The sequence below is a fragment of the Candidatus Dormiibacterota bacterium genome (assembly GCA_036495095.1).
Lineage (GTDB): Bacteria > Chloroflexota > Dormibacteria > Aeolococcales > Aeolococcaceae > CF-96.
The window spans coordinates 1-20,055 of sequence record DASXNK010000081.1 but is presented as its reverse complement, the minus strand read 5'-3'; the positions used below and the strand labels follow the sequence as shown (position 1 = coordinate 20,055).

24 protein-coding genes are annotated in these 20,055 nt (G+C 73.6%); 12 read left to right on the top strand and 12 right to left on the bottom strand.

The window, feature by feature from the left end; translation table 11 throughout:
- Positions 1–14: 14 nt before the first annotated feature.
- The 3 genes from VGL20_08415 to purU are packed head-to-tail and all read left to right on the top strand — an operon-like array spanning position 15 to position 2,376.
- Positions 15–665, top strand: a complete 651-nt coding sequence (locus tag VGL20_08415) for a DUF5612 domain-containing protein (protein ID HEY2703698.1) — start codon at positions 15–17, stop codon at positions 663–665.
- A 41-nt stretch (positions 666–706) separates the two neighbouring features.
- The gene (locus VGL20_08410) at positions 707–1,507 is read left to right on the top strand and encodes an inositol monophosphatase family protein (protein HEY2703697.1); all 801 of its coding nucleotides are present in this window, start codon (positions 707–709) and stop codon (positions 1,505–1,507) included.
- Entirely contained in the window at positions 1,504–2,376 is an 873-nt protein-coding gene (gene purU / locus VGL20_08405; protein ID HEY2703696.1) for a formyltetrahydrofolate deformylase, read from the top strand. The genes VGL20_08410 and purU overlap by 4 nt, the downstream gene beginning before the upstream one ends.
- Before the next feature lie 10 nt (positions 2,377–2,386).
- Here purU and VGL20_08400 read toward each other — a convergent pair whose 3' ends face one another.
- Positions 2,387–3,280, bottom strand: a complete 894-nt coding sequence (locus tag VGL20_08400; GenBank protein ID HEY2703695.1) for an alpha/beta fold hydrolase — start codon at positions 3,278–3,280, stop codon at positions 2,387–2,389.
- 247 nt (positions 3,281–3,527) lie between these two features.
- Here VGL20_08400 and VGL20_08395 point away from each other — a divergent pair, with 247 nt between their 5' ends.
- The 3 genes from VGL20_08395 to VGL20_08385 are packed head-to-tail and all read left to right on the top strand — an operon-like array spanning position 3,528 to position 5,932.
- A complete protein-coding gene (locus tag VGL20_08395) occupies positions 3,528–4,028 on the top strand; it encodes a cysteine dioxygenase family protein (protein HEY2703694.1) in 501 nt (166 codons plus the stop codon).
- Entirely contained in the window at positions 4,028–4,426 is a 399-nt protein-coding gene (locus VGL20_08390) for a rhodanese-like domain-containing protein (GenBank protein HEY2703693.1), read from the top strand. The genes VGL20_08395 and VGL20_08390 overlap by 1 nt, the downstream gene beginning before the upstream one ends.
- A 9-nt stretch (positions 4,427–4,435) precedes the next feature.
- Complete coding sequence (locus VGL20_08385) at positions 4,436–5,932, top strand: AMP-binding protein (GenBank protein HEY2703692.1); 1,497 nt, start codon at positions 4,436–4,438, stop codon at positions 5,930–5,932.
- Here the strand turns inward: VGL20_08385 and VGL20_08380 are convergent.
- The 6 genes from VGL20_08380 to VGL20_08355 all read right to left on the bottom strand — a co-directional run bounded on the left by VGL20_08380 (position 5,917) and on the right by VGL20_08355 (position 10,900).
- A complete protein-coding gene (locus VGL20_08380; protein ID HEY2703691.1) occupies positions 5,917–6,570 on the bottom strand; it encodes an MOSC domain-containing protein in 654 nt (217 codons plus the stop codon). The two genes, VGL20_08385 and VGL20_08380, sit on opposite strands and share 16 nt — an antisense overlap.
- A complete protein-coding gene (locus tag VGL20_08375) occupies positions 6,567–7,397 on the bottom strand; it encodes a MerR family transcriptional regulator (GenBank protein HEY2703690.1) in 831 nt (276 codons plus the stop codon). Before VGL20_08375 ends, VGL20_08380 begins: the two co-directional genes overlap by 4 nt.
- 166 nt (positions 7,398–7,563) lie before the next feature.
- Complete coding sequence (locus tag VGL20_08370) at positions 7,564–8,109, bottom strand: hypothetical protein (GenBank protein HEY2703689.1); 546 nt, start codon at positions 8,107–8,109, stop codon at positions 7,564–7,566.
- Positions 8,110–8,135: 26 nt separating this feature from the next.
- Positions 8,136–8,861: a class F sortase gene (locus VGL20_08365; protein ID HEY2703688.1), complete on the bottom strand. Its 726-nt coding sequence runs from the start codon at positions 8,859–8,861 to the stop codon at positions 8,136–8,138.
- Between the two features lie 334 nt (positions 8,862–9,195).
- On the bottom strand, positions 9,196–10,251 hold the full coding sequence (trpS, locus tag VGL20_08360; protein HEY2703687.1) for a tryptophan--tRNA ligase: 1,056 nt from the start codon (positions 10,249–10,251) through the stop codon (positions 9,196–9,198).
- 175 nt (positions 10,252–10,426) lie between these two features.
- Entirely contained in the window at positions 10,427–10,900 is a 474-nt protein-coding gene (locus VGL20_08355; protein ID HEY2703686.1) for a hypothetical protein, read from the bottom strand.
- Between the two features lie 167 nt (positions 10,901–11,067).
- On the opposite strand from VGL20_08355, the gene VGL20_08350 reads away from it, so the two are divergent.
- Positions 11,068–11,205, top strand: coding sequence for a hypothetical protein (locus tag VGL20_08350; GenBank protein ID HEY2703685.1), 138 nt, complete (start codon positions 11,068–11,070; stop codon positions 11,203–11,205).
- Here the strand turns inward: VGL20_08350 and VGL20_08345 are convergent.
- Entirely contained in the window at positions 11,199–12,080 is an 882-nt protein-coding gene (locus VGL20_08345; protein HEY2703684.1) for a CHRD domain-containing protein, read from the bottom strand. The genes VGL20_08350 and VGL20_08345 overlap by 7 nt on opposite strands.
- 61 nt (positions 12,081–12,141) lie before the next feature.
- Here VGL20_08345 and VGL20_08340 point away from each other — a divergent pair, with 61 nt between their 5' ends.
- Together VGL20_08340 and VGL20_08335 are read left to right on the top strand one after the other, a co-directional pair.
- Positions 12,142–12,708: a phosphatase PAP2 family protein gene (locus VGL20_08340; GenBank protein HEY2703683.1), complete on the top strand. Its 567-nt coding sequence runs from the start codon at positions 12,142–12,144 to the stop codon at positions 12,706–12,708.
- A 5-nt stretch (positions 12,709–12,713) separates the two neighbouring features.
- Positions 12,714–13,994, top strand: a complete 1,281-nt coding sequence (locus VGL20_08335; GenBank protein ID HEY2703682.1) for a glycosyltransferase family 4 protein — start codon at positions 12,714–12,716, stop codon at positions 13,992–13,994.
- A gap of 2 nt (positions 13,995–13,996) precedes the next feature.
- On the opposite strand, the gene VGL20_08330 is transcribed toward VGL20_08335, so the two are convergent.
- From VGL20_08330 to VGL20_08315, 4 genes are all read right to left on the bottom strand, one after another.
- On the bottom strand, positions 13,997–14,977 hold the full coding sequence (locus tag VGL20_08330) for a trypsin-like peptidase domain-containing protein (GenBank protein HEY2703681.1): 981 nt from the start codon (positions 14,975–14,977) through the stop codon (positions 13,997–13,999).
- 8 nt (positions 14,978–14,985) lie between these two features.
- Complete coding sequence (locus VGL20_08325) at positions 14,986–15,528, bottom strand: hypothetical protein (GenBank protein ID HEY2703680.1); 543 nt, start codon at positions 15,526–15,528, stop codon at positions 14,986–14,988.
- Positions 15,529–15,615: 87 nt separating this feature from the next.
- Positions 15,616–16,755 (bottom strand): ATP-binding protein, encoded by a 1,140-nt coding sequence (locus tag VGL20_08320; GenBank protein ID HEY2703679.1) that lies wholly within the window; start codon positions 16,753–16,755, stop codon positions 15,616–15,618.
- A gap of 70 nt (positions 16,756–16,825) precedes the next feature.
- Entirely contained in the window at positions 16,826–17,494 is a 669-nt protein-coding gene (locus tag VGL20_08315; protein ID HEY2703678.1) for a response regulator transcription factor, read from the bottom strand.
- A 132-nt stretch (positions 17,495–17,626) separates the two neighbouring features.
- Here VGL20_08315 and VGL20_08310 point away from each other — a divergent pair, with 132 nt between their 5' ends.
- The 3 genes from VGL20_08310 to VGL20_08300 form a co-directional block, all read left to right on the top strand.
- Positions 17,627–17,827: a DUF3311 domain-containing protein gene (locus tag VGL20_08310; protein ID HEY2703677.1), complete on the top strand. Its 201-nt coding sequence runs from the start codon at positions 17,627–17,629 to the stop codon at positions 17,825–17,827.
- The gene (locus VGL20_08305; protein ID HEY2703676.1) at positions 17,827–19,359 is read left to right on the top strand and encodes a sodium:solute symporter; all 1,533 of its coding nucleotides are present in this window, start codon (positions 17,827–17,829) and stop codon (positions 19,357–19,359) included. Before VGL20_08310 ends, VGL20_08305 begins: the two co-directional genes overlap by 1 nt.
- Before the next feature lie 58 nt (positions 19,360–19,417).
- A partial coding sequence (locus VGL20_08300) for a metallophosphoesterase (GenBank protein HEY2703675.1) occupies positions 19,418–20,055 on the top strand: 638 nt, incomplete at its 3' end.

Genomic DNA, 20,055 nt, shown 5'->3' with positions numbered 1-20,055 from the left:
CATCGGCGGCAGATATGGACACCCGCAGCCTGCTGATCCGCGCCGACGACCAGCCCGGCGTGCTCCACCGCATCACCGGCGAGATCCTCGAGGCCGGGGGCAACATCGTCACCGTCGAGACCCGCGAGGCCACCCGGGGCGTCTTCAGCCTCTACCTCGAGCTCGAGAAGTGCGACGTCGACGGGCTCGCCGGCCGGCTGCTGGCGCTGCCCTTCGTGGTCGAGTGCAGCGAGCCCCGCCCCTTCGGCCTCATCTTCGGCGCCCGGGTGATCGTCATCGGCGGCGGCGCCCAGGTGGCGGCGGTGGCCAGCGGGGCGGTGCAGGAGGCCGACCGCCACAACATCCGGGGCGAGCGGATCAGCGTCGACACCATCCCGCTGGTGGGCGAGGAGAACATCGCCGAGGCGGTGCGCGCCGTCGCCCGCCTGCCCCGGGTGCGGGCCCTGGTGCTCGCCGGGTCGCTGATGGGCGGGGACATCGCCGACGCGGTCACCGAGGTGCAGCGGACCGGCATCCCGGTGATCACGCTCAGCCAGATCGGCTCGGTGGTCGAGGTGTGCGACCTCGTGGTCTCCGACCCGCTGCAGGCCGGGGTGCTCGCCGTCATGGCGGTCGCCAGCACGGCGCGCTTCGACCTGGCGCGGGTTCGTGGGAGGCGCCTCTGACCGCCGCCGAGCGGGCCGCCTGGCTCGACCGCCTGGAGGGGATGGCGGCCGACATCGCCACCGCCCTCGCCGGCCTGGCGGGCACCGAGGAGGGGAGGGTGCCGCTCGACGTCGGCGCCGGCGGCGACCGCACCGCGGTGGTCGACCGCCGCGCCGAGGACGTGGTCATCGCCCACTGCGAGGCGCTCGCCGCCGCCGGGGTGCGCTTCCTGCTGCGCAGCGAGGAGCTCGGCGACCGCGCCTACGGGGCCACCCAGCCGGTGCTGCTCGTCGACCCCGTCGACGGCAGCCTCAACGCCATGCACGGCATCCCGTACTACTGCACCTCGCTCTGCCTGGTCGACGGCGAGACCGTCGCCGATGCCGCGGTCGCGGTGGTGCGCAGCCTCGCCGTCCCCCGGGTCTACGCCGCGGTCCGCGGCGAGGGGGCGACCCGCGACGGGGTGCCGCTGCGGCCGCTCGCCGTCGGTCTCGACGACCGCGGCCGGATCCCGATGCTGCTCATCGAGGGGATGAACTCGGTGCGCAAGGTGAGCAGCCTCACCCCGCTGCTCGCCGCCACCCGCCGGCTGCGCCTGCTCGGCTCGGCGGCGCTCAGCCTCTGCCAGGTGGCCACCGGCTCGGCCTCGGCGCTGGTGGCGCCGTCGGGGATGCGCCCCTACGACTGCGCCGCAGCCCTGCTCCTGCTGCGAGAATCCGCGGCCGTGGTCACCGACATCGACGGCGGCTCGCTCGACGACCGGGTCCTCGACTTCTCCGCGCGGCTGCCGATCGTCGCCTCGCTCAGCCCCGAGGTCCATGTGCGCACCCTGCGGCTGCTCTCCGAGGGGGGGATGCGGTGAGCGTCGCCACCCGCGCCGCGGCGCCCACCGCCACCCTGCTGATCTCCTGCCCCGATCAGCGCGGGCTGGTGGCCCGCACCGCCCAGTTCGTCGCCGACCGCAACGGCAACCTGGTCCACGCCGAGCACCACATCGACCCCACCACCGGCCTCTTCCTGATGCGGATCGAGTGGGAGCTCGACGGCTTCGAGCTCGACCGCCCCGAGATCGCCCCCGCATTCACGCCGCTCGCCGAGCAGATCCACGCCACCTGGCACCTCCACTTCTCCGACGAGGTGCGTCGGATGGCGATCTGGGTCAGCCGCCAGGACCACTGCCTCAGCGACCTCATCCAGCGCCAGCGCGGCGGCGAGCTGCGCGCCGACATCGCCCTGGTGATCTCCAACCACGCGGAGCTGCAGCCGCTCGCCGCCGCCTTCGGCATCGAGTACGTGCACGTGCCCACCGACGGCTCCAACCGGCACCGTCACGAGGCGGTGCAGCTCAGCCTGCTCCAGAATCACGGCATCGACCTGGTGGTTCTCGCCAAGTACATGCAGATCCTCACCCCCGAGTTCCTGGTGCGCTACCCCCGGGTGATCAACATCCACCACTCCTTCCTGCCCGCGTTCATCGGCGCCAATCCCTACCTCCAGGCGATCCAGCGCGGGGTGAAGATCATCGGTGCCACCGCCCACTACGCCACCGCCGACCTCGACGCCGGCCCGATCATCGAGCAGGACGTGGTGCGGGTCAGCCATCGCGACTCGGTCGGCGACCTGATCCGCAAGGGCCGCGACCTCGAGCGGGTGGTGCTCGCCCGCGCCGTCCGCCTCCACCTCGAGAACCGGGTGATCGTCCACGGCAACCGGACCAGCGTCTTCGACTGATCCGGGTCGGTCAGTCCTCGTCGCTCAGGGCCAGCGGGTGGAGGAACTCCTCGAGCAGGGGGAGCAGGAGGTCGGGGCGCTCGACCTGGGGACAGTGGCCGCAGGCGTCGAGCACCTCGAGCCGCGCGCCGGCGACGGCGTCCGCCAGCGCCCGGCCGTGCTCCATCGGGACCATCCGGTCGTGGCGTCCCCAGAGCACCAGCAGCGGGACGTCGAGCGCCTCGGCCCGCTGCAGCAGCGTGCCGGAGGCGAGCTCGGCGACGAGCAGGTGGCCGAGCTGGTAGAGGTCCTCGATGTCGCGGCGGCTGCGGTACCGCCGGCCGAGCTCGCGCATGGTGGCGGAGTCGATCCGCGCCGGGTCGTGGACGACGAGACGGAGGAAGATCTGCCGGGACACCGACTCGACCAGCGAGGGCGGCATCACCTCGAGGGCGAGCAGCATGAAGCGCAGCGAGAGCAGCTGGCCGCTCAGCATCCGCCACCAGATCGGCACCCCGACGCCGAGCCCGGCGGGGGCGATCGCCACCACCCGCTCGGTGCGCTGCGGGTGGGCGAGGGCGAAGCGGAGCGCCGCCGCACCGCCCATGGAGTTGCCCACCACCGACACCGGGCCGTCGACGCCGAGGGCGTCGAGCACCCCCTCGACGGCGGCCACCTGGCCGTCGAGCAGCGGTCCGGCGATCGCGGTGGAGGCGCCGAAGCCGGGGAGGTCGAGGGAGATCACGCGGTGCCGCCGCGCCAGCTCGGGCAGGACGTTGCGCCAGGTCACGTGGGTGTCGCCAAAGCCGTGCAGCAGCACCACGGTGCGGCGGCCATGCCCGGCGCTGAGCACGTTCAGCTCGGTGCCGGCGGCTCGGACGATCTGACAGCCCGGGGCGGCGGAGGACAGCGGCGCGATCGCCATGACGCGGCTCAGCCTCCTGTGGGGCGAGCGACGCCCATCGGCACGGTGTGACCCAACCCCCTCATCCGGACAGTGTGCCATGAACCCGGCGGCCGGTAGGCCTGCGTGACATGGATGTCGAGGCCCGTGTCAGCGGCGCGCGCCCGGCCGAGGCCGGCGGCCTGACGGAGCCGGAGGTTCATCCGCAGACCGTGCCCGCGGCGCGGCGGTCATGGTTTCGAAAGGGACGCCGGCGGACAGTCGGGCCATGGACATCCACCCCGCTCTCCGAGGCGCCGCCTGGGCACGCAGCCTCCCGGCCGGCGGCAACCCCGTCGACGCCGAGACCCTGGCTGCCGTCGTCTCCGCGCTGGCCGAGCGGCCAGATCTCTGGGCGGAGCTGGTCCAGCACAACCCGCGGATGCGCTGGTACGAGCGGGTGGCGCTGACCGACACCGTCGAGGTCTGGCTGATCGGCTGGTGCTGGGGACAGCACACCTCCCTCCATGACCACGGCGGCGCGTCGGGCGCGGTGGCGGTGGTCGGCGGCACCCTCCGCGAGACCGTGGTGCCGGCGCCGGGATGGCCGTCGCGGTCGCGGCTGCTGCACACCGGCTCGCTGCTGCGGGTGCCTCCGACCACGGTGCACCGGGTCGGCAACGACCATCCACGGGCGGCGACGAGCATCCACGCGTACTCGCCTCCCGGGCTGGAGATGACCACCTTCGACCAGGCGCTGCCGGTGCCCGCGCTGGCGGCGGCGGCCTGATGTCCGCCGTCGACGTTCTGCTCGCCGAGGCCCGCGCCGGCCTGGTGCGCCTCGACCCCGTGGCCGCGTCCGCGGCCGTCGACGACGGGGCGCTCCTCGTCGACATCCGCCCCGAGGCGCAGCGGCGCGCCGAGGGAGAGGTCCCCGGGGCGCTGCTGATCGAGCGCAACGTGCTGGAGTGGCGGATGGACCCCACCTCGCCGTCCTGCCTGCCCGAGATCGTCGGTCACCAGCACCCGATCGTCGTGCTCTGCTCCGAGGGCTACGCGTCGAGCTTCGCCGCGGCGACGCTGCGCAGGCTCGGGCTCGAGCACGCCACCGACGTCGCCGGGGGCTTCCACGCCTGGCGGCGCGCCGGCCTTCCCACCGTCGGTGGCAGAGAGGTCATCGCTCGCTAAGCTTCGCCCATGCACGTCGGATGGGCGTTCGAGTCGGCCGCGCTCCGGCATCCCGAGCACCCCGCCGTCGTCGCCGGCGACCGCGTCCTCGGATACGCGGAGTGGCACCGCCGGGCGGCCCGGCTGGCGGGCTGGATGCGGGAGGCGGGTGCGGTGCCGGGCGCGCGGGTGGCGCTCGCGATGCGCAACTCCGAGGCGCTGGCCACCGCCTATCTGGCGACCCAGCTGGCGGGCGCCACCGCGGTGCCGCTGAGCTTCCGGCTGGGAGCGTCCGAGCTGGGCCACTGCCTCGCCGACTCCGAGGCGATGCTGCTGCTCCACGACGGCAGCGTCGAGGCCGCCCTCGCCGCGGTGGAGGGGCTGCCGCCGCGGCTCCACGTCCGCGACCTCGAGGCGGTGATCGCGGGGGCGCCGGTGGTCGAGCCCCCCGGCAACGACGACCGCGCCGCCAGCGTCATCCTCTACACCGCCGGCACCACCGGGCGGCCGAAGGGGGTGCCCCGCTCGCACCGGGCGGAGTGGGCGGCCAGCCTCGCCCACGTGGTCCAGTGCGGCTACGCGGCCGGGGAGCGCACCCTCGGGGCGATGCCGATGAACCACACCATGGGGATCCGCTCGCTGCTCTCGATGATCGCGGTCAACGGCCTCTACGTGCCGGTCGCCTCGGTCTCGGACGGTGCCGTCCCGGCGCTCCTCGCAGAGCACCGGGTCACCGCGCTCTACCTGGTGCCCACCGCCTACCACCTGCTGCTGGACCGGCTGGACGGCCCCCTGCCCGACTGCCGCAAGCTCGCCTACGCGGGGGCGCCGATGACCCCCGGCCTGGTGCGCCGCTGCACCGAGGTGTTCGACCCCGACGTGCTCGTCAACCACTACGGCTCGACCGAGATCTACACGTTCACGGTGTCGCCGCGGCAGCGGGAGAAGCCGGGCTGCGCGGGACGTGCCGGGCTGCACACCCGCATCCGCCTGGTCGAGGCGTCGCGCGAGCGCCGGGTGCCGCCCGACGAGGTGGTGGCGGGCAGGCCCGGCGAGGTGATCGCCGCGATCGATGGCGACGAGGCCTTCGCCGGCTACCTCAACCGTCCCGAGGCGACCGCGAACGCGGTGCGCGAGGGCTGGTACTACACCGGCGACATCGGCCGCCTCGACGAGGACGGCGACCTCTGGGTGGAGGGCCGCGTCGACGAGATGATCATCAGCGGTGGGGAGAACATCTACCCCCTCGAGGTCGAGGACGTCCTCGCCGCCCATCCCGAGGTCGCCGAGGTCGTGGTCTGCGGGCTGCCCGACGACCGCTGGGGGCAGCTGGTGGCCGCCTTCGTGGTGCCGCGTCCGGGAGCGGGGCTCACCGCCGAGGCGCTGGAGCGGCACGCCCGCGGCCATGCCGCGCTCGCCGCCCACAAGCGGCCACGGCGGACGCTGCTGGTGCGCGCCATCCCGAAGAGCCCGGTCGGCAAGGTGCTGCGCCGCGAGCTCCTCGCCGGGAACTACGAGCTGCTCTGAGCCTCGGCGGCCTGGAGGCGCTCGAGCAGGTGGTCGCGCAGTCCAGCGGGCAAAGCGGCGGCGCCGAGCACGTGCGCCCACACCGCGCGCTCGCCGAGCAGCGCCCGCGAGACCTCGGCCACGGTGACGCCGTGGGCGGGCCGGTCGAGGACCCGGACGGCGTCGCCGGCGCCGAGATCGCCGGGCTCGACGATGCGCAGGTAGGCGCCGGGGCGGTTGGCGGCGGCGAACCGGGCGACGAAGACGGGGTCGCCCATCCGCATGCCGAGCTTGTAGCAGGGGAGGCGGGGCTGGGCGACCTCGAGCAGGGCCGAGCCCACCTCCCAGCGCTCGCCGACCACCGCGCCGCTCACCTCCAGGCCGCTCACGGTGAGGTTCTCGCCGAAGGTGCCCGGCCCCAGGGCCCTGCCGAGGCCCTCGCCCCACCAGCGGTGGTCCTCGATCGCGTAGGCGTAGACCGCCTTGTCGGCGCCGCCGTGGACGCTGAGGTCGGCCTGGCGGTCGCCGGCGAGGTTGACGCCCTCGGCGCGCACCCGGCCGGTGACCGGCGCCTTCACGATCCCGCTCTCCACGGTGCGGCGCCCGGCGGTGAGCGGCGCCACCGTCCCGACGTTCACCGAGACCAGCCGGCCGGTCATCCCGACACCGGCTCCGCGCGGCGGCGCCCGGCGCCCCCGGAGGCGCCCTCCTCGCGGCCGGCGGCGCGGCGGCGGAGCACCTGGTTGTAGGCGCGGTCGACCTCGGCGCCCATCACCAGCCGGAAGGCGGCAGCGAGGCTGTCGAGGGCGAGCGGGCGCATCCGCTCCAGGGTGTCCTGCATCCGCGGCCAGTCCGCCTCGGGACGCCCCGCCTCCTCGAACGGCCGCCAGACCTCGTCGAGGTAGAGGCGGACGTAGCGGCGGGCCACCCCGTGGGCGTGGCGGGTCACGTCCTCGGCGGCGGCGATGCAGGAGCCGAGCGGCACCCCGAGCACCACCAGCTGCTCGGCACAGCGGAGCAGGGTCGGGCTGCGCACCTCGAAGCGGCCGTCGCCGAGGTCGTGGAGCAGGCCGATCTGCTCGGCGCGCCGGACGAGGTCGACGTCGGCGGCGCCGAAGCGTCGGGCCAGCTCCTCGGCGGTGAGGGTCTCGACCGGCTCCTCCTCCCAGGCGGCGCGGAGCGCGCTCTCGAAGTCGACCACCTGGCGGGCGGTGCCCGACGGCACCGAGTCGAGCACCCGGCGGATCGCCCCGAGGTTGAAGCCGTCGGCCTGCATCCGGAGGATCAGCCGCAGCCGGGCGGCGTGCTCGTCGCTGTAGTAGCCGGTGCGGCCGCGCACCACCGGCGGCGGCAGCAGCCCGCGGGACTGGTGGGCGCGGATGTTCCGCGTCGTCATCCCGGTCGCCTGGGCGAGCTCGTCGATGGTGTGGACGGTCTCCCCGCCGCCACCCGGCTCGCGCCCGATCGGGGCTGGCTGTTTGGCCATGGGGTGATGGTACATGGAACGGCGGCTCGGTTCACGCCGCAGGCCGCGGTGCCGCGCGTGTCGAGGCAAGCCTAGCCCACCACGGGGCGGAACCGGCCGTCCCATCGCCATGGGGAGGGCCCGGCCGGCGGTCTCTCACCGGCCGGACCCCGTGGGTGTCGGAGGGTCAGCTCCTCCGCCGGCGGGTGGCCGCCAGCAGGCCGCCGCCGGCGAGCAGCAGCAGCGAGCCGGTGGCGAAGGGCACGTCGGCACCCGTCGCCGGAGGCGCGATCACCGCGGTGCCGCTGTCGGGGAGCGCGGCGGAGGTGGTCGCGGAGGCGCCGAGCACTCCGCTTGCCGGCGCCGCCGAGGCGGTGGGCACCGGGGTGGAGATCGGGAGCGGGCTCGAGGTCGCCACCGGGATCGGTGCCGCCGTGCCCTTGGCGGTCGTGGTGCTGCCGGTGTGGGTCGACTTCGTCGTGGTGTGGCTCGACGTCGTCGTGGAGTGGGTCGTGTGCGTCGTCGTGGTCGACTTCGTCGTCGAGGTCGGCGTCGGCGTCGGTGACGCGGCGGACACCACCTGCACCGCCGGCACCCCGGAGATCAGTGCCCCCGCCGGTCCGTAGGCGAGGAAGCTGCCCGCCACCAGGCCCGCTCCGCCGACGCAGCAGGCGCCGCCGAGCCGCCGCGCCCGGTCGCGCCAGTGCTGATTGCTGGTGAGCTGGTCGTTCATGTCGTCATCCCTTCCCTGTGGCCTCATCACGCGATCCGCCGGGTGTAGACGACGACACGGTGATCGTATGCACCGTGGACGAAGTCTCCGGAACAGGTCACGAGCGTGAGGTGTGCGAGTCCGTCGGGCGCCGGCTGCGGTCCCGTCCCTGCGACGGGTCCGGCGCCATAGATCCCGGCGAGAACCGCCGGTTGCGATGCCTGCTGAACCGAGTAGGTGGCCACCCGGTCGACGGCGAAGCGCACGTCGGTGCCGCTCCGGGCGTCGTGGACCACGACCGGGTCGCCGGGGTGCAGATCTCCCAGGTGCGCGAAGAGCGCGGGCCGCCCGCGCACGTCGTCGACGTGGCCGGCGACGGTGGCGGTGCCGACGTCACCGGGGATGCCGCCGCCGCGGTACCAGAACGCCTGCTGCCACACCGGATCGCCGATCGGACCCTGGGGCGCGTCCATCGCGCTGGCGGTGGTGATGCCGACCGCGAGCATGGCACCGCTCACCTGCAGCGAGGGCAGGCGCAGCTCGAGCGGAAGCGGCGTGGGCCCGGCGTGGAGGCCGAGGCCCGCGGGGACCAGCGGGCGCGCCAGCAGCGGCGGGGTGGGCGGCGCCTGCGGCGTCGGCGGGCTCTGCTCGCGAACCGCATCGCCGCCACCACCGCCGCAGCCGGTGAGCGCCGCCGCCGCCACCGCGGCGAGCGCGGCAGCCCGGCCGCACGCCACGAGGGCGCTCGGAGGAGCGGGGACGGGTGTCGTCATCAGGGCCCTTCCTGGTCCGATGAGGTCGCGGACGTCCCTTCAACGCCCGAGCCCCCCTACTTCCTACGGATGAACCGCGAATGAAATCGAGAGGGCGATGGCGGACCGGCCGCGAGCCGTCACCGGCCCGTCACGCCGCCGTCGCCGGCCCGTTCGAAGATGTGCGACGCTTCTTCAACCCGGCCCATCCAGACTCTTCTGCGGGCGGGGAGCCCGGCGCCCGCCAGCCGGACTCCTTGCTCTTCTTTTTAACCGGGTGGAGGCTGCGCCTCCCCCCGCTCAGGCCAAAGACATCGTGCGCTGGCGCGCCCGATGCCGTGGCCTACCCGAGGCACTACGACGCGGCGGACTTCTTGCGGCGCTCCTCGGCGCGGCGCCGGATGCGGTTCCAGCTGGTTCTGAGGCCCATGGCGTCGCGCATCTCGCGGACGGTCGTCGCGACCTCCTCGCGGGTGCGCTCCGTGCCCTCGACGATCAGGGTCTCGACGTAGCCGCGGTCGGCCTCGTACGCGGCGCGGCGCTCGCGCATCGGCGCGAGGAAGGCGTTGATCGCCTCGGAGAGACGCTCCTTCACCTCGACGTCGGTGACGTTTCCCTCCCGGTAGCGCCGCTTGAGGTCGTCGACCTCGGCGCGGTCGGGGTTGAAGGCGTCGTGGTAGATGAAGACGGGATTGCCCTCGACGGTGCCGGGGATGTCGGCACGGATCCGCGCCGGGTCGGTGTACATCGAGAACACCTTCCGGTGCACCGCGGCCGCGTCGTCGCTGAGGTAGATGGTGTTGCCGATCGACTTGCTCATCTTGGCCTGGCCGTCGGTGCCGACCAGGGTGGGCACGTCGCCCATCATCAGCTCGGGGATGGGGAAGACCTCGCCGTAGAGGCCGTTGAAGCGGCGGGCGATCTCCCGGGTCACCTCGACGTGGCTGGCGTTGTCCTTGCCCACCGGCACGATGTGGGCGCGCACGCAGAGGATGTCCGCGGCCTGCAGCACCGGGTAGCCGAGCAGCCCGTAGGGCATCTCCTCCTTGCCGGCGGCGCGGGCCATGTCCTTCAGGCTGGGGATGCGCTCCAGCCGCGGCACGGTGACGAGGTTCTGGAAGAGCGTGTTGATCTCGGTGACCTCGGGGATCGCCGACTGCAGGTAGAAGGTGGCGCGCCCCGGCTCGATCCCCGCCGCCAGCGAGTCGAGCACCAGGTGCCGCGCGTTCTCGGCGGATTCGAGGATGTCCTCCCGGGTGTTCTTCGTGGTCAGCATGTGGAGGTCGGCGATGATGAAGAAGCACTCGTACCGGTGCTGCAGCCGGACCCGGTTCTCGAGCGAGCCGACGTAGTGGCCCAGGTGGAGCTTGCCGGTGGGACGGTCGCCGGTGAGCAGGCGGGGCTGGGTCACGGAGTACTCCTGGGGCGCGGGGCGGGCAGCCGATTGTGCCCGCTGCCGTCCTCTGCGCGCTGACCCGCGCACTGGTGAGGGGGCCTCCCCCAGGCCCCCATCTCCCTCGTCGATGACAGCCGTTGCCGTCGACCGCCCGGAGTGCTTCACTTACCCCTCCCCTGACGGGCGGCTGTCACCCTGGCGGCGCCGGGGACGGAGTCCCATCGACAAAGGGCATCCGATGACCGAGCTGCTGCTCGTGGCGGTCCTGGCGATGGGGGGGCTCCTGGTGGTGATGGTGGCCGCCCGTGCCCTGGCGCGGAACCTCACCGGCCTGGTGATCGCCGTCGTCCTCGGCGCCCTGCTCATCGTCGTCGCGGGCACCGCCGGGATCACCGCCCTCCACCGGGTGGCGAACAGCGTCGGCGGGGTCAACATCGAGATCACCAACGGCGTGACCGGGCTGCAGCGCAACCGGCCCACCGCAAGCCCACGCCCGTCGCCCGCCCCGACCCGGATCCCAGGGCCACCGCCCGCCCTGCTCACCGCCGAGCGGCAGGTGGCGGCGATGGGCTACCAGGTCGCCGACCCCGGCACCTTCCAGCCCGAGCTCGCCCTCCACGTCCTGGTCGGCGTGGCCGGCGACGGCAGCGCCCTGCCCCACCACGAGCAGGCGTTCTTCTTCGACGGCGACGGGGCCCTGCTCGGCGAGGACGCGCCCCTCCCCAGCGCCTCGGTGCTGGTGGTCGGCCAGGGACCGGCGACCGCCGCGCTCGCCTACCAGCTCTACGCCGCCGACGACCCGACTGCTGCCCGACCCTGGGCAAGGCCCTGGTGCGATTCCGCCTCGACCGCGGGCGGGTGCTCCACCGCGTCGACCCGCTGCCCGCGGACACCGCCCGCCGCGCCTGCTGCGCGACCGGCTCGACGCCGCCGGCCGAGCCGGTGCCGCCGGGCTCACGGCGTCAGTAGCCGGAGGCGCCCCCGATGTCGCCGCAGAGGATGGGGTCGAAGTCGGTCTGACCCGCGGTCACCGCGGTGGTGCGGTGGAGGTTCAGGTACCAGGCTCCGGTGGGGATCGAGCTCACGTTGTTCACCGTCGCCGTCAGGGTGGCGTGGCCGCTGGCGTCGGCGGTCAGGGTGGGCAGCCCGTGGATCACGGCTCCCTGGTTGGCGCAGCTGCCGAGGTGGATGTGGACGGCGTGGGCGCTCGAGGGCCGGAGCCCGGTGACGTCGAGCACGACCTTGAGCGCGCCCCCCTGGATGGTGAGCTGCGCCGTCCCCGAGGCGCTCTGATCGGGGTTGCTGGGCTGGCTGGTCGCCGGCGGCCCCTGCTGCAGCTTCACGGCGACGTGGGCGCCCCTGGCGGCGTTGGCGACGTCGCCGCAGGCGATCGGCTCGAACTGCGCGTCCGGGGTGAGGTTCGGCCCGTTGTGGACGTTCACGTACCAGGCCGCGTCGGGGATGCCGCCCTCCTTGACGTTGGCGACGGCGGTGACCGTGTCGGCGACCCCATGGCCGTCCGCCTGGACGTTGTTCAGCGCGTACGCGACCGGGCCCTGCTTCTCGCAGAGGCCGGTGTGGATGTGGGCGGGATGGACGCTGTTGGGGGCGAGCCCGATGAGGCGCAGCTCGACGGTGAGCGTCCTGGTGGCGGCGTCGTAGGCGAGCGTCGCCTCGCCGTTGGGCACGTGGCGCAGCGGCACGACGGCGCTGCTCATCCCCGCGGCGCTGGTCGAGCCGGTGGTGGTCTGGGTGCCCGTCGAGGAGCCGGACGACTCCCCGCACCCGGTGAGCGCCCCCACGGCGAGGGCCGCCATCAGGGTCGCGATTCCGAGGCGCGGCATGGTGTCGACCTCCCGGTGGTCCGACGCGGCGCACAGACTACTCCGCTACTCTCTCGCCCCGATGCCCCTCGCCAGCGTCAGCAGCTCGCTCCATGACCTCGCCGGCCGCTCCGGAACGTTCGACGACGTCGTGCGCTTCGCCGCCGAGTACCTGATCTTCGGCTCCCTGCTCGTCGCCCTGCTGGTCTGGCGCCGGCCCCAGGGGCTGCGTGCCGGGCTCGCCGCGATCGGCGGCGCGCTGCTCGGGCTCCTCATCGGCGCCCTGATCACCGCGGTCTGGGACCGGCCCCGCCCCTTCGTCGCCGGCCACTACACGCCGCTCTTCGCCCATGGCACCGACTCGTCCTTCCCGTCCGACCACCTGCTCATGCTCGGCGCCCTCGCCGGGGCGGCATGGATGGCCTGGCGCCCGGCCGCGCTGATGACCGCGGCGATCGCCCTCGCGGTCGGGGTGGCGCGGGTGATCGCCGGGATCCACTACGCCGGCGACGTGCTCGCGGGCTTCGTCATCGGCGCGCTCGCGGCGATGCTGGTGTGGCGGGCGCTGACCTGGGTGCAGCCGGCGCTCGACCGGGTCGACGGAGGTCTGCGCCGGATCCACCTGCGCCCCCCGGTCCCGGTGGACTAGCGGCGATGCTCCCACCCGATCGGCTCGAGGTGGTGATGCTCTCGCTCGAGGGTCCCGACCGGTACAGCCAGGCGGGCGGGCTGGGGGTGCGCGCCCGCGAGCTCTGCCGGGCGCTGGCCGCCGCCGGGGTGCGCACCACCCTGGTCTTCGCCGGCGATCCCGCCCTGCCTGCCGAGGAGGTCGAGCAGGGGGTGCGCCTGGTGCGCTGGGCCCAGCAGATCAGCTCCGGTCATCCGCTCGGGGTCTACCAGGGCGAGGAGCAGATCATCGCGGATCTCGAGGCGCACCTCCCCGGCTGGCTCGCCCACGAGGTGGTGGGCCCCGCGACCCGCCGCGGTGACACCGTCGCGTTGCTCGCCGAGGAGTGGCAGACGGCCGGCACCGCGCTCGCCGCCAGCGACCTCCTCCACGCTCTCGGCCTGCGCAACGGCTGCGCGGTGCTCTGGAACGCCAACAACACCTTCGGCTTCGACCGGGTCGACTGGAGCCGGCTCGGCTACATCGCTGCGGTCACCACCGTCAGCCGCTACATGCGCGGCCTCATGCTGCCCCGGGGGGTGAACCCGCTGGTGATCCCCAACGGCATCCCCGAGGCGGCGCTCGAGCCCGTCGATCCGAGGGCGGCGGGGCTGATCGCCGGTGCCGCCGGCAGCCCCTGCCTCGCCTTCAAGATCGGCCGCTTCAGCCCCGACAAGCGCTGGCACCAGGCGATCGGAGGGATCGCGGCGATGCGCGCCCGCGGCATCCCCGCCCGGCTGCTGATGCGCGGCGGCATCGAGCCCTTCGGCGGCGACGTCCTCGACCACGCCCACCGCCTCGGGCTCGCCGTGGCCGACTGGTTCGAGCCGATCGACGGCCCCGCGGCGGTGGCGACCGCGCTCGCCGACAGCGCCGGCGCCCCCCTGGTGCATCTCCGTAGCTTCCTCCCCGACACCGTCATCCCGGCGATCTACGCCGGCGCCACCGCGGTGCTCGCCAACTCCGGCCACGAGCCCTTCGGGCTGGTGGGGCTGGAGGCGATGGCCGCGGGCGGGGTGGCGGTGGTGGGTGCGACCGGCGAGGAGTACGCCCGACCCTACGCCAACGCGGTGGTGATCGAGACCGACGACGGCGCCGAGGTGGCGGCCGCGCTCCGGGGTCTGGTCGAGCGGCCCGAGCTCGCCGAGCGGCTGCGCCGCGCCGCCCGCCGCGACGCCGCCGAGTTCACCTGGCCGCGGGTGGTCGAGGGCCTGCTGGAGCGGCTGCGCTTCGTCTGCGAGCACCAGGGGGTCACCGTCCCCCGCTGAGCTCAGCCCTCGCGGAGCTCGCCGGGGACGGCGCTGAGCTCGACCAGCCGGCCGTCCTGGAGGACCTGCAGGGCGAGTGGCCGCCCGATCGCGGTCCCGACCATCAGCCGCTGCAGGTCGCCGGCGTCGCGCACCGGGATGCCGCCGACCTCGAGCAGCTGGTCACCGGGGCGCAGCCCGGCCCGGGCGGCGGGGCTGCCGTCGACCACCTCGGCGACACCGATGGCGGTGGAGCGCCCCAGCTGGCGGGCGGTGCGCGGCGGCAGCGGCCGGGTGGCCCCGGCGACCCCGAGATAGGCGCGGCGCACCCGCCCCGCGGCGAGCAGCTCTCCGAGGATGCGCTGGGTGACCTCGTTGACCGGGACCGCCAGGCCGAGACCCACGCCGGCGACCGCGGTGTTGACCCCGACCAGCCGGCCGGCGCTGTCGGCGAGCGCGCCCCCGGAGTTGCCGGGGTTGAGCGCGGCGTCGGTCTGGATGACGTTCTCCACCACCCGGCTCACCGTCCCCGACCGGGTGACCATCGAGCGTCCCAGCGCGCTCACCACCCCGGCGGTGACCGAGCCGCCGTAGCCGAGCGGGGTGCCGACGGCGACCACCAGCTGGCCGACCCGGAGCCGGTCGGCGTCGCCGAGGGTGGCGGGCACGAGGTCGTGGGCGCCGACCCGCACCACGGCGAGGTCGGAGAGCCGGTCGCTGCCCACCACCGTGAACGCGAGCTCACGGCCGTCGAGGAAGGCGGCGACGCCCCCGCGCGACCCCTCGACGACGTGCGCCGAGGTGAGCAGGTGGCCGTCGGGGGTGAGCACGACCGCCGAGCCGCCCCCGGCGGGGCGGACGCCGCCCCCGGGGACGCGCCGGTCGACGCGGAGGCCGGCCACCGAGCGGAGCATCCGCTCCGCCACGGTGGTGACCACCGCCGAGTAGGCGTCGAGCGCGGCGGCGCCGGCGGGATCGTCCCGCGGATCGTGGGCGAGCGCCATCGCCGTCGCTACGCCTCCGGCCCCTCGGCGCGGGCCCTGCCCACCGCTCCGAGCGCGGTGCGGAGGTTCTCGATCCACTCGGCCTGGTTGCGGCCGACGAGGCGGACGCACCACGCCAGCGCCTCGCTGCGGCTGCGCGCCACCCCGGCCTCGACCAGGGTGTCGAGCACCTCCCGCTCCGGCATCCGCAGCCGGGTCATGAAGGGGACGCTGAGGGTGGTGAAGAGCTCGCGCCGGTCACCGCAGACGGCTCCCCAGGAGACCTTGCGACCGAAGCGGTGCTCGGCCTCGAGGGCGATGCGCACCCGGTGGTCGCGGGTGTCCTGGCGGAAGCCGCCGATGCGGGCGGCGCGGGCGGTGGCCCGCTCGGCGTCGGTGGCGGTCTCGGCCAGCTCGACATCCCCCAGGGTGCCGGTGACGAGGATCTCCTCGGCGTCGGCGCTCACCTCGGGGGTGGCGGTGAACCAGTCGGCGGGAACCCGCCCGGCGAACCAGGCGGCGGCCTCGGAGGCCTCCAGGGAAGGGGGGTCGGAGTGCTTCTGGAATTTCATGATTACAACGTTACCACGCTACTGGAGAATCTGAGCACGTGGCGAGGGCGCGACATCCTGCGCCCCGTGGCGCGACCCTGCCGCCGGTCAGCTGCCGGGGGGGGCGGCGGTGGCGGCGGGCGCGCTGCAGGCCCGGCCATTCGGCGTCGGCGAGGCGGGCAGGGTGAGCACGAAGCGGGAGCCGACCCCCGGCTGGGACTGGAGGTCGATCCGGCCCCCGTGCTCGGCGGCGATCTTGGTGACGATGCTGAGGCCGAGGCCGCTCCCGCCCTCGGCGCGGGAACGGCTGCGGTCGACCCGGTAGAAGCGGTCGAAGACCTTCGCCTGCTCCTCGGCGGGGATGCCGATGCCGCTGTCGCGCACCGCCACCTGCACCCACTCGGGCGACACCCCCGCGTCCTCGATGACCACGTGGCCGCCCCGGTGGTTGTAGCGGATGCCGTTCTCGACCAGGTTGGTGAGCGCCCGGCGCAGGCTGAGGGGGTCGCCGAGGACGACCGTCCCCGAGCTCACCGTGCAGAGCACCTGCACCCCCCGCCGCTCGCCCAGGGGCTCCATCTCCTCGGCCACCGCCTCGGCGAGCGAGGACAGGTCCACCCGCGACTGGGGGAGGGGGCCGTCGCCCTCGGCGAGGGCGAGCAGGTCCTCGACGAGCCGGCGGATGCGCACCGTCGCCGCCTTGGCGTCGTCGGCGACCTCGCGGTAGTCCTCGATGCTGGCGTCGGGGTCGAGGCGCACCGAGTCGAGGGCGATCTGGAGGGTGGTGAGGGGGGTGCGGAGCTCGTGGGAGGCGTCGGCCACGAACTGGCGCTGGCGCTCGAAGGCGTCGTCGAGCCGCTCCACCATGTCGTTGAAGGCGTCGCCCAGCTGCTGCAGCTCCTCGTCGGCGTGGTCGAGGGTGATCCGCTCCTTGAGGTTGCGGTCGCTGATCCGCCGGGCCACCGCCACCAGCTCGGAGATCGGCCGCAGCGCGCGGCCGGCCACCACCGCGCCGGCGGCGGCGCCCACGCCGATCAGCGCCAGGAAGCCGAGGATGGAGAAGAACTGGAGCCGCTCCAGGGTCTGCGCCCGGGCCGTGGCCACGGCGCCGTCGACCACCCGCTGGCTGTAGACGAAGCCGGTCACCGGGTCGGGGAAGAGCCGGGTCTCGACGGGGATGCCGGCGAGGTGGGCGGCGGCGTTCACGAAGATCAGCAGGATGCCGGCGGCGAGCGCGAGCAGCGCCACGTACCAGAAGGTGAGGCGGTAGCGGAGCGATCGGGCGGGGCGGCGGCGGCGGGCGGGCTCGGCCGCCGCCTCAGAGCCGGTAGCCGCGCCCGATGACCGTGTGGATGTGGGGTGGTCCATCGAATCCATCGTTGATCTTGCGGCGCAGCTTCATGATGTGGACCCGCACCGTGTTGGTGAAGGGGTCGGCCTCGCGGTCCCACACGTGCTCCAGGAGGTCCTCCTGGCTGACGATGCGGTCGGGGTGGCGCATGAAGTACTCGAGGATCCCGTACTCCTTGCGGTTGAGGGTGATCTCCACCCCCGTCCGGGTGACCCGCTGGCGGGCGGGATCGAGCAGCAGGTCGCCGTGCTCGAGCACCGGCTGGCGGGCCTCGGCGCGGTCGCGCCGGAAGAGGGCCCGGAGCCGGGCCTGGAGCTCGTCGAGGTCGAAGGGCTTGGGCAGGTAGTCGTCGGCGCCCGCGTCGAGCCCGGCGATCCGGTCGCCGATCGCGGTGCGGGCGGTGACCATGAGGATGTAGCAGCTCGGCTGGGCGGTGCGGATCTCGCGGCAGACGGTCATCCCGTCCACCCCCGGGATGTTGAGGTCGAGGAGCACGGCGTCGTAGTCGGAGTCGGCGGCGGCGCCCAGGGCCTGGTGGCCGTCGTAGGCGACGTCGACCGCGTAGCCGGTGCGCCGCAGGGCACGGGCGATGGCATCGGCGATGGGGGTCTCGTCCTCGACGACGAGAAGGCGCATGGAGGGCTCCGGCAGAGGTGGGCCCTCCCACGGTACCGCGCCGCCGTCAAGTCCCTGTGAATCGGGTGGCGACTCCGGCGGGATCGGCCACGGCCTTGAACACCCTTCTCGCCTGTCCCTATGCTTCGTTCGATGCGAGGAACCGGGCGGTGGGTCCACCTGCTCCTGTTGCTGCCCTTCGTCGGGCTGCTGTATCCACCCTTCTACGCCCGGGTGGAGCCCCGGCTCTCCGGCGTCCCCTTCTTCATCTGGTACCAGTTCGCCTGGATCGGCGCGGGGGCGCTGGTGATGACCCTCGCCTACCGGCTGATCGGCGACAGGGGGGATCGGTAGTGGTCCACGGCGCCGAGCTCAGCGTCTTCGTCGTCCTCAGCCTGCTGGTGACGGTGGTGGGCTTCGGCGCCGGTCGCTGGCGGCGGGCCAGGCTCGACCACCTCGACGAGTGGGGCCTGGGCGGCCGGAAGTTCGGCAGCGTGATCACCTGGTTCCTGCTCGGCGGCGACCTCTACACCGCCTACACCTTCGTGGCGGTGCCCGCGGCGGTGTTCGCCACCGGCGCCATCGGCCTCTTCGCCATCCCCTACACGATCATCGTCTACCCGATCGTCTTCCTGGTGATGCCCAAGCTCTGGCAGGTGTCGCGCAACCGCGGCTACGTCACCGCCTCCGACTACGTGAAGGACCGCTTCGACAGCCGGCTTCTCGCCCTCGCGATCGCGCTCACCGGCATCGTCGCCACGATGCCGTACATCGCCCTGCAGATCTTCGGCATCCAGGTCGTGATCGAGCAGATGGGCGTCAACGTCGATGTCGCGCTGATCACCGCCTTCGTGGTCCTGGCGCTCTTCACCTACGTCAGCGGGCTGCGTGCCCCCGCGCTGATCGCGATCGTCAAGGACGCGCTGATCGGCATCACCGTGCTGATCCTCATCACCTACATCCCGTACAAGCTGGGCGGGTTCGGCGCCATCTTCGACAGGGTGCAGCAGGTGCAGCTGCACCAGAAGGCGAAGCCGCCGGTGAGCTACCTCAGCATCGGCCGTGCCCAGTACGCCGCCTACGCGTCGCTCGCCCTCGGCTCTGCGCTGGCGCTGTTCCTCTATCCCCACGCGATCACCGGGGTGCTCGCCGCCAAGGGGCAGAGGGTGATCCGGCGCAACGCCGTGTACCTGATCCCGTACTCCTTCATGCTCGGCCTCATCGCACTGCTCGGCTACATGGCGATCGCGGCGGGTACCAAGCCGCTCAAGGCCTCGGGCGCCAACGGGGTGGTGCCCGCGCTGATCGACAAGATGCTCCCGGGGCCGCTGGCGGGCTTCGCCTTCGCCGCCATCGCGATCGGCGCGCTGGTGCCCGCGTCGGTGATGTCGATCGCCGCCGCCAACCTCTTCAGCCGCAACGTCTACAAGGAGTTCCTGGCGCGGGGCGCGACCCACGCGCAGCAGGCGACCGCCTCCAAGGTGGCCTCGCTGGTGGTGAAGTTCGGCGCCCTCGCGTTCATCCTGTTCATCGACAAGCAGAACGTCATCAACTTCCAGCTCGCCGGAGGGGTGCTGATCCTGCAGACCCTGCCCGCGGTGGTGCTCGCTCTCTACGTGCCCATGCTCAACCGCTGGGCGGTCCTCGCCGGCTGGGCCGCGGGCATCGTCACCGGGATCTACTGGCTCTCGGCGGAGAAGTTCAAGGCGACCGTCCACGTGTTCCCGATCGCCGGGCCGCAGAACAAGCTCTACATCGCCCTGGTGGCGTTCCTCGTCAACCTCGGGGTGGTGGTGGCCGGCTCGGCGCTCGCCTACGCCCTCGGCTCGCGGCGGCAGACGGGCGCGCTGACCGAGGCGGACTACCTCCCGGCCACCGCGGTCTGAGGTGCCGACGGGCACCGTTCGGGTGGCCGCGCTGGGCGACACCCACATGACGCAGGCGGTGACTGGGCGTCTCCGGGCTGCGCTCGCGCGAGTCACCGCGGATGCGGACATCCTCCTCCTGGCCGGTGACCTCACCAACGCCGGGAGGGCGGTCGAGGCAGAGCTGGTGTGCGAGGAGCTGGCCGATGTGAAGGTGCCCATCGTCGCGGTGCTCGGCAATCACGACCACGACGACGGTGAGGGATCGCAGATCGCCGCCATGCTGCGCGCGATCGGTGTCCACGTCCTCGACGGCGGCTCGGTGACGCTCGACCTCGGTGAGGTGCGCGCCGGCGTCGCCGGGATCAAGGGCACGGGCGGCGGTTTCGAGCCGGGTGCGACCCCGAGGACGGTGACCGAGTCGTCGTCCGGCCTCGTCGAGAGCCCCGAGTCGGTGGATCGACTGGCCGCGGCGCTGCAGGAGCTCGACACCGACGTGCGCATCGCATTGACCCACTACGCGCCGGTGCCGGACACCCTGGTGGGCGAGCCGCCGGAGATCTGGGAGCATCTCGGTGTGCACCTGCTCGGTGCCGCCGTCGACGCCGGCGGTGCGCACTTCGCCGTGCACGGGCACGCGCACCACGGCACCGAGGAGGGCCGGACGCGCGCAGGCTGCCCGGTGCGCAACGTCGCCCAGCCCGTGATCCGGCGGCC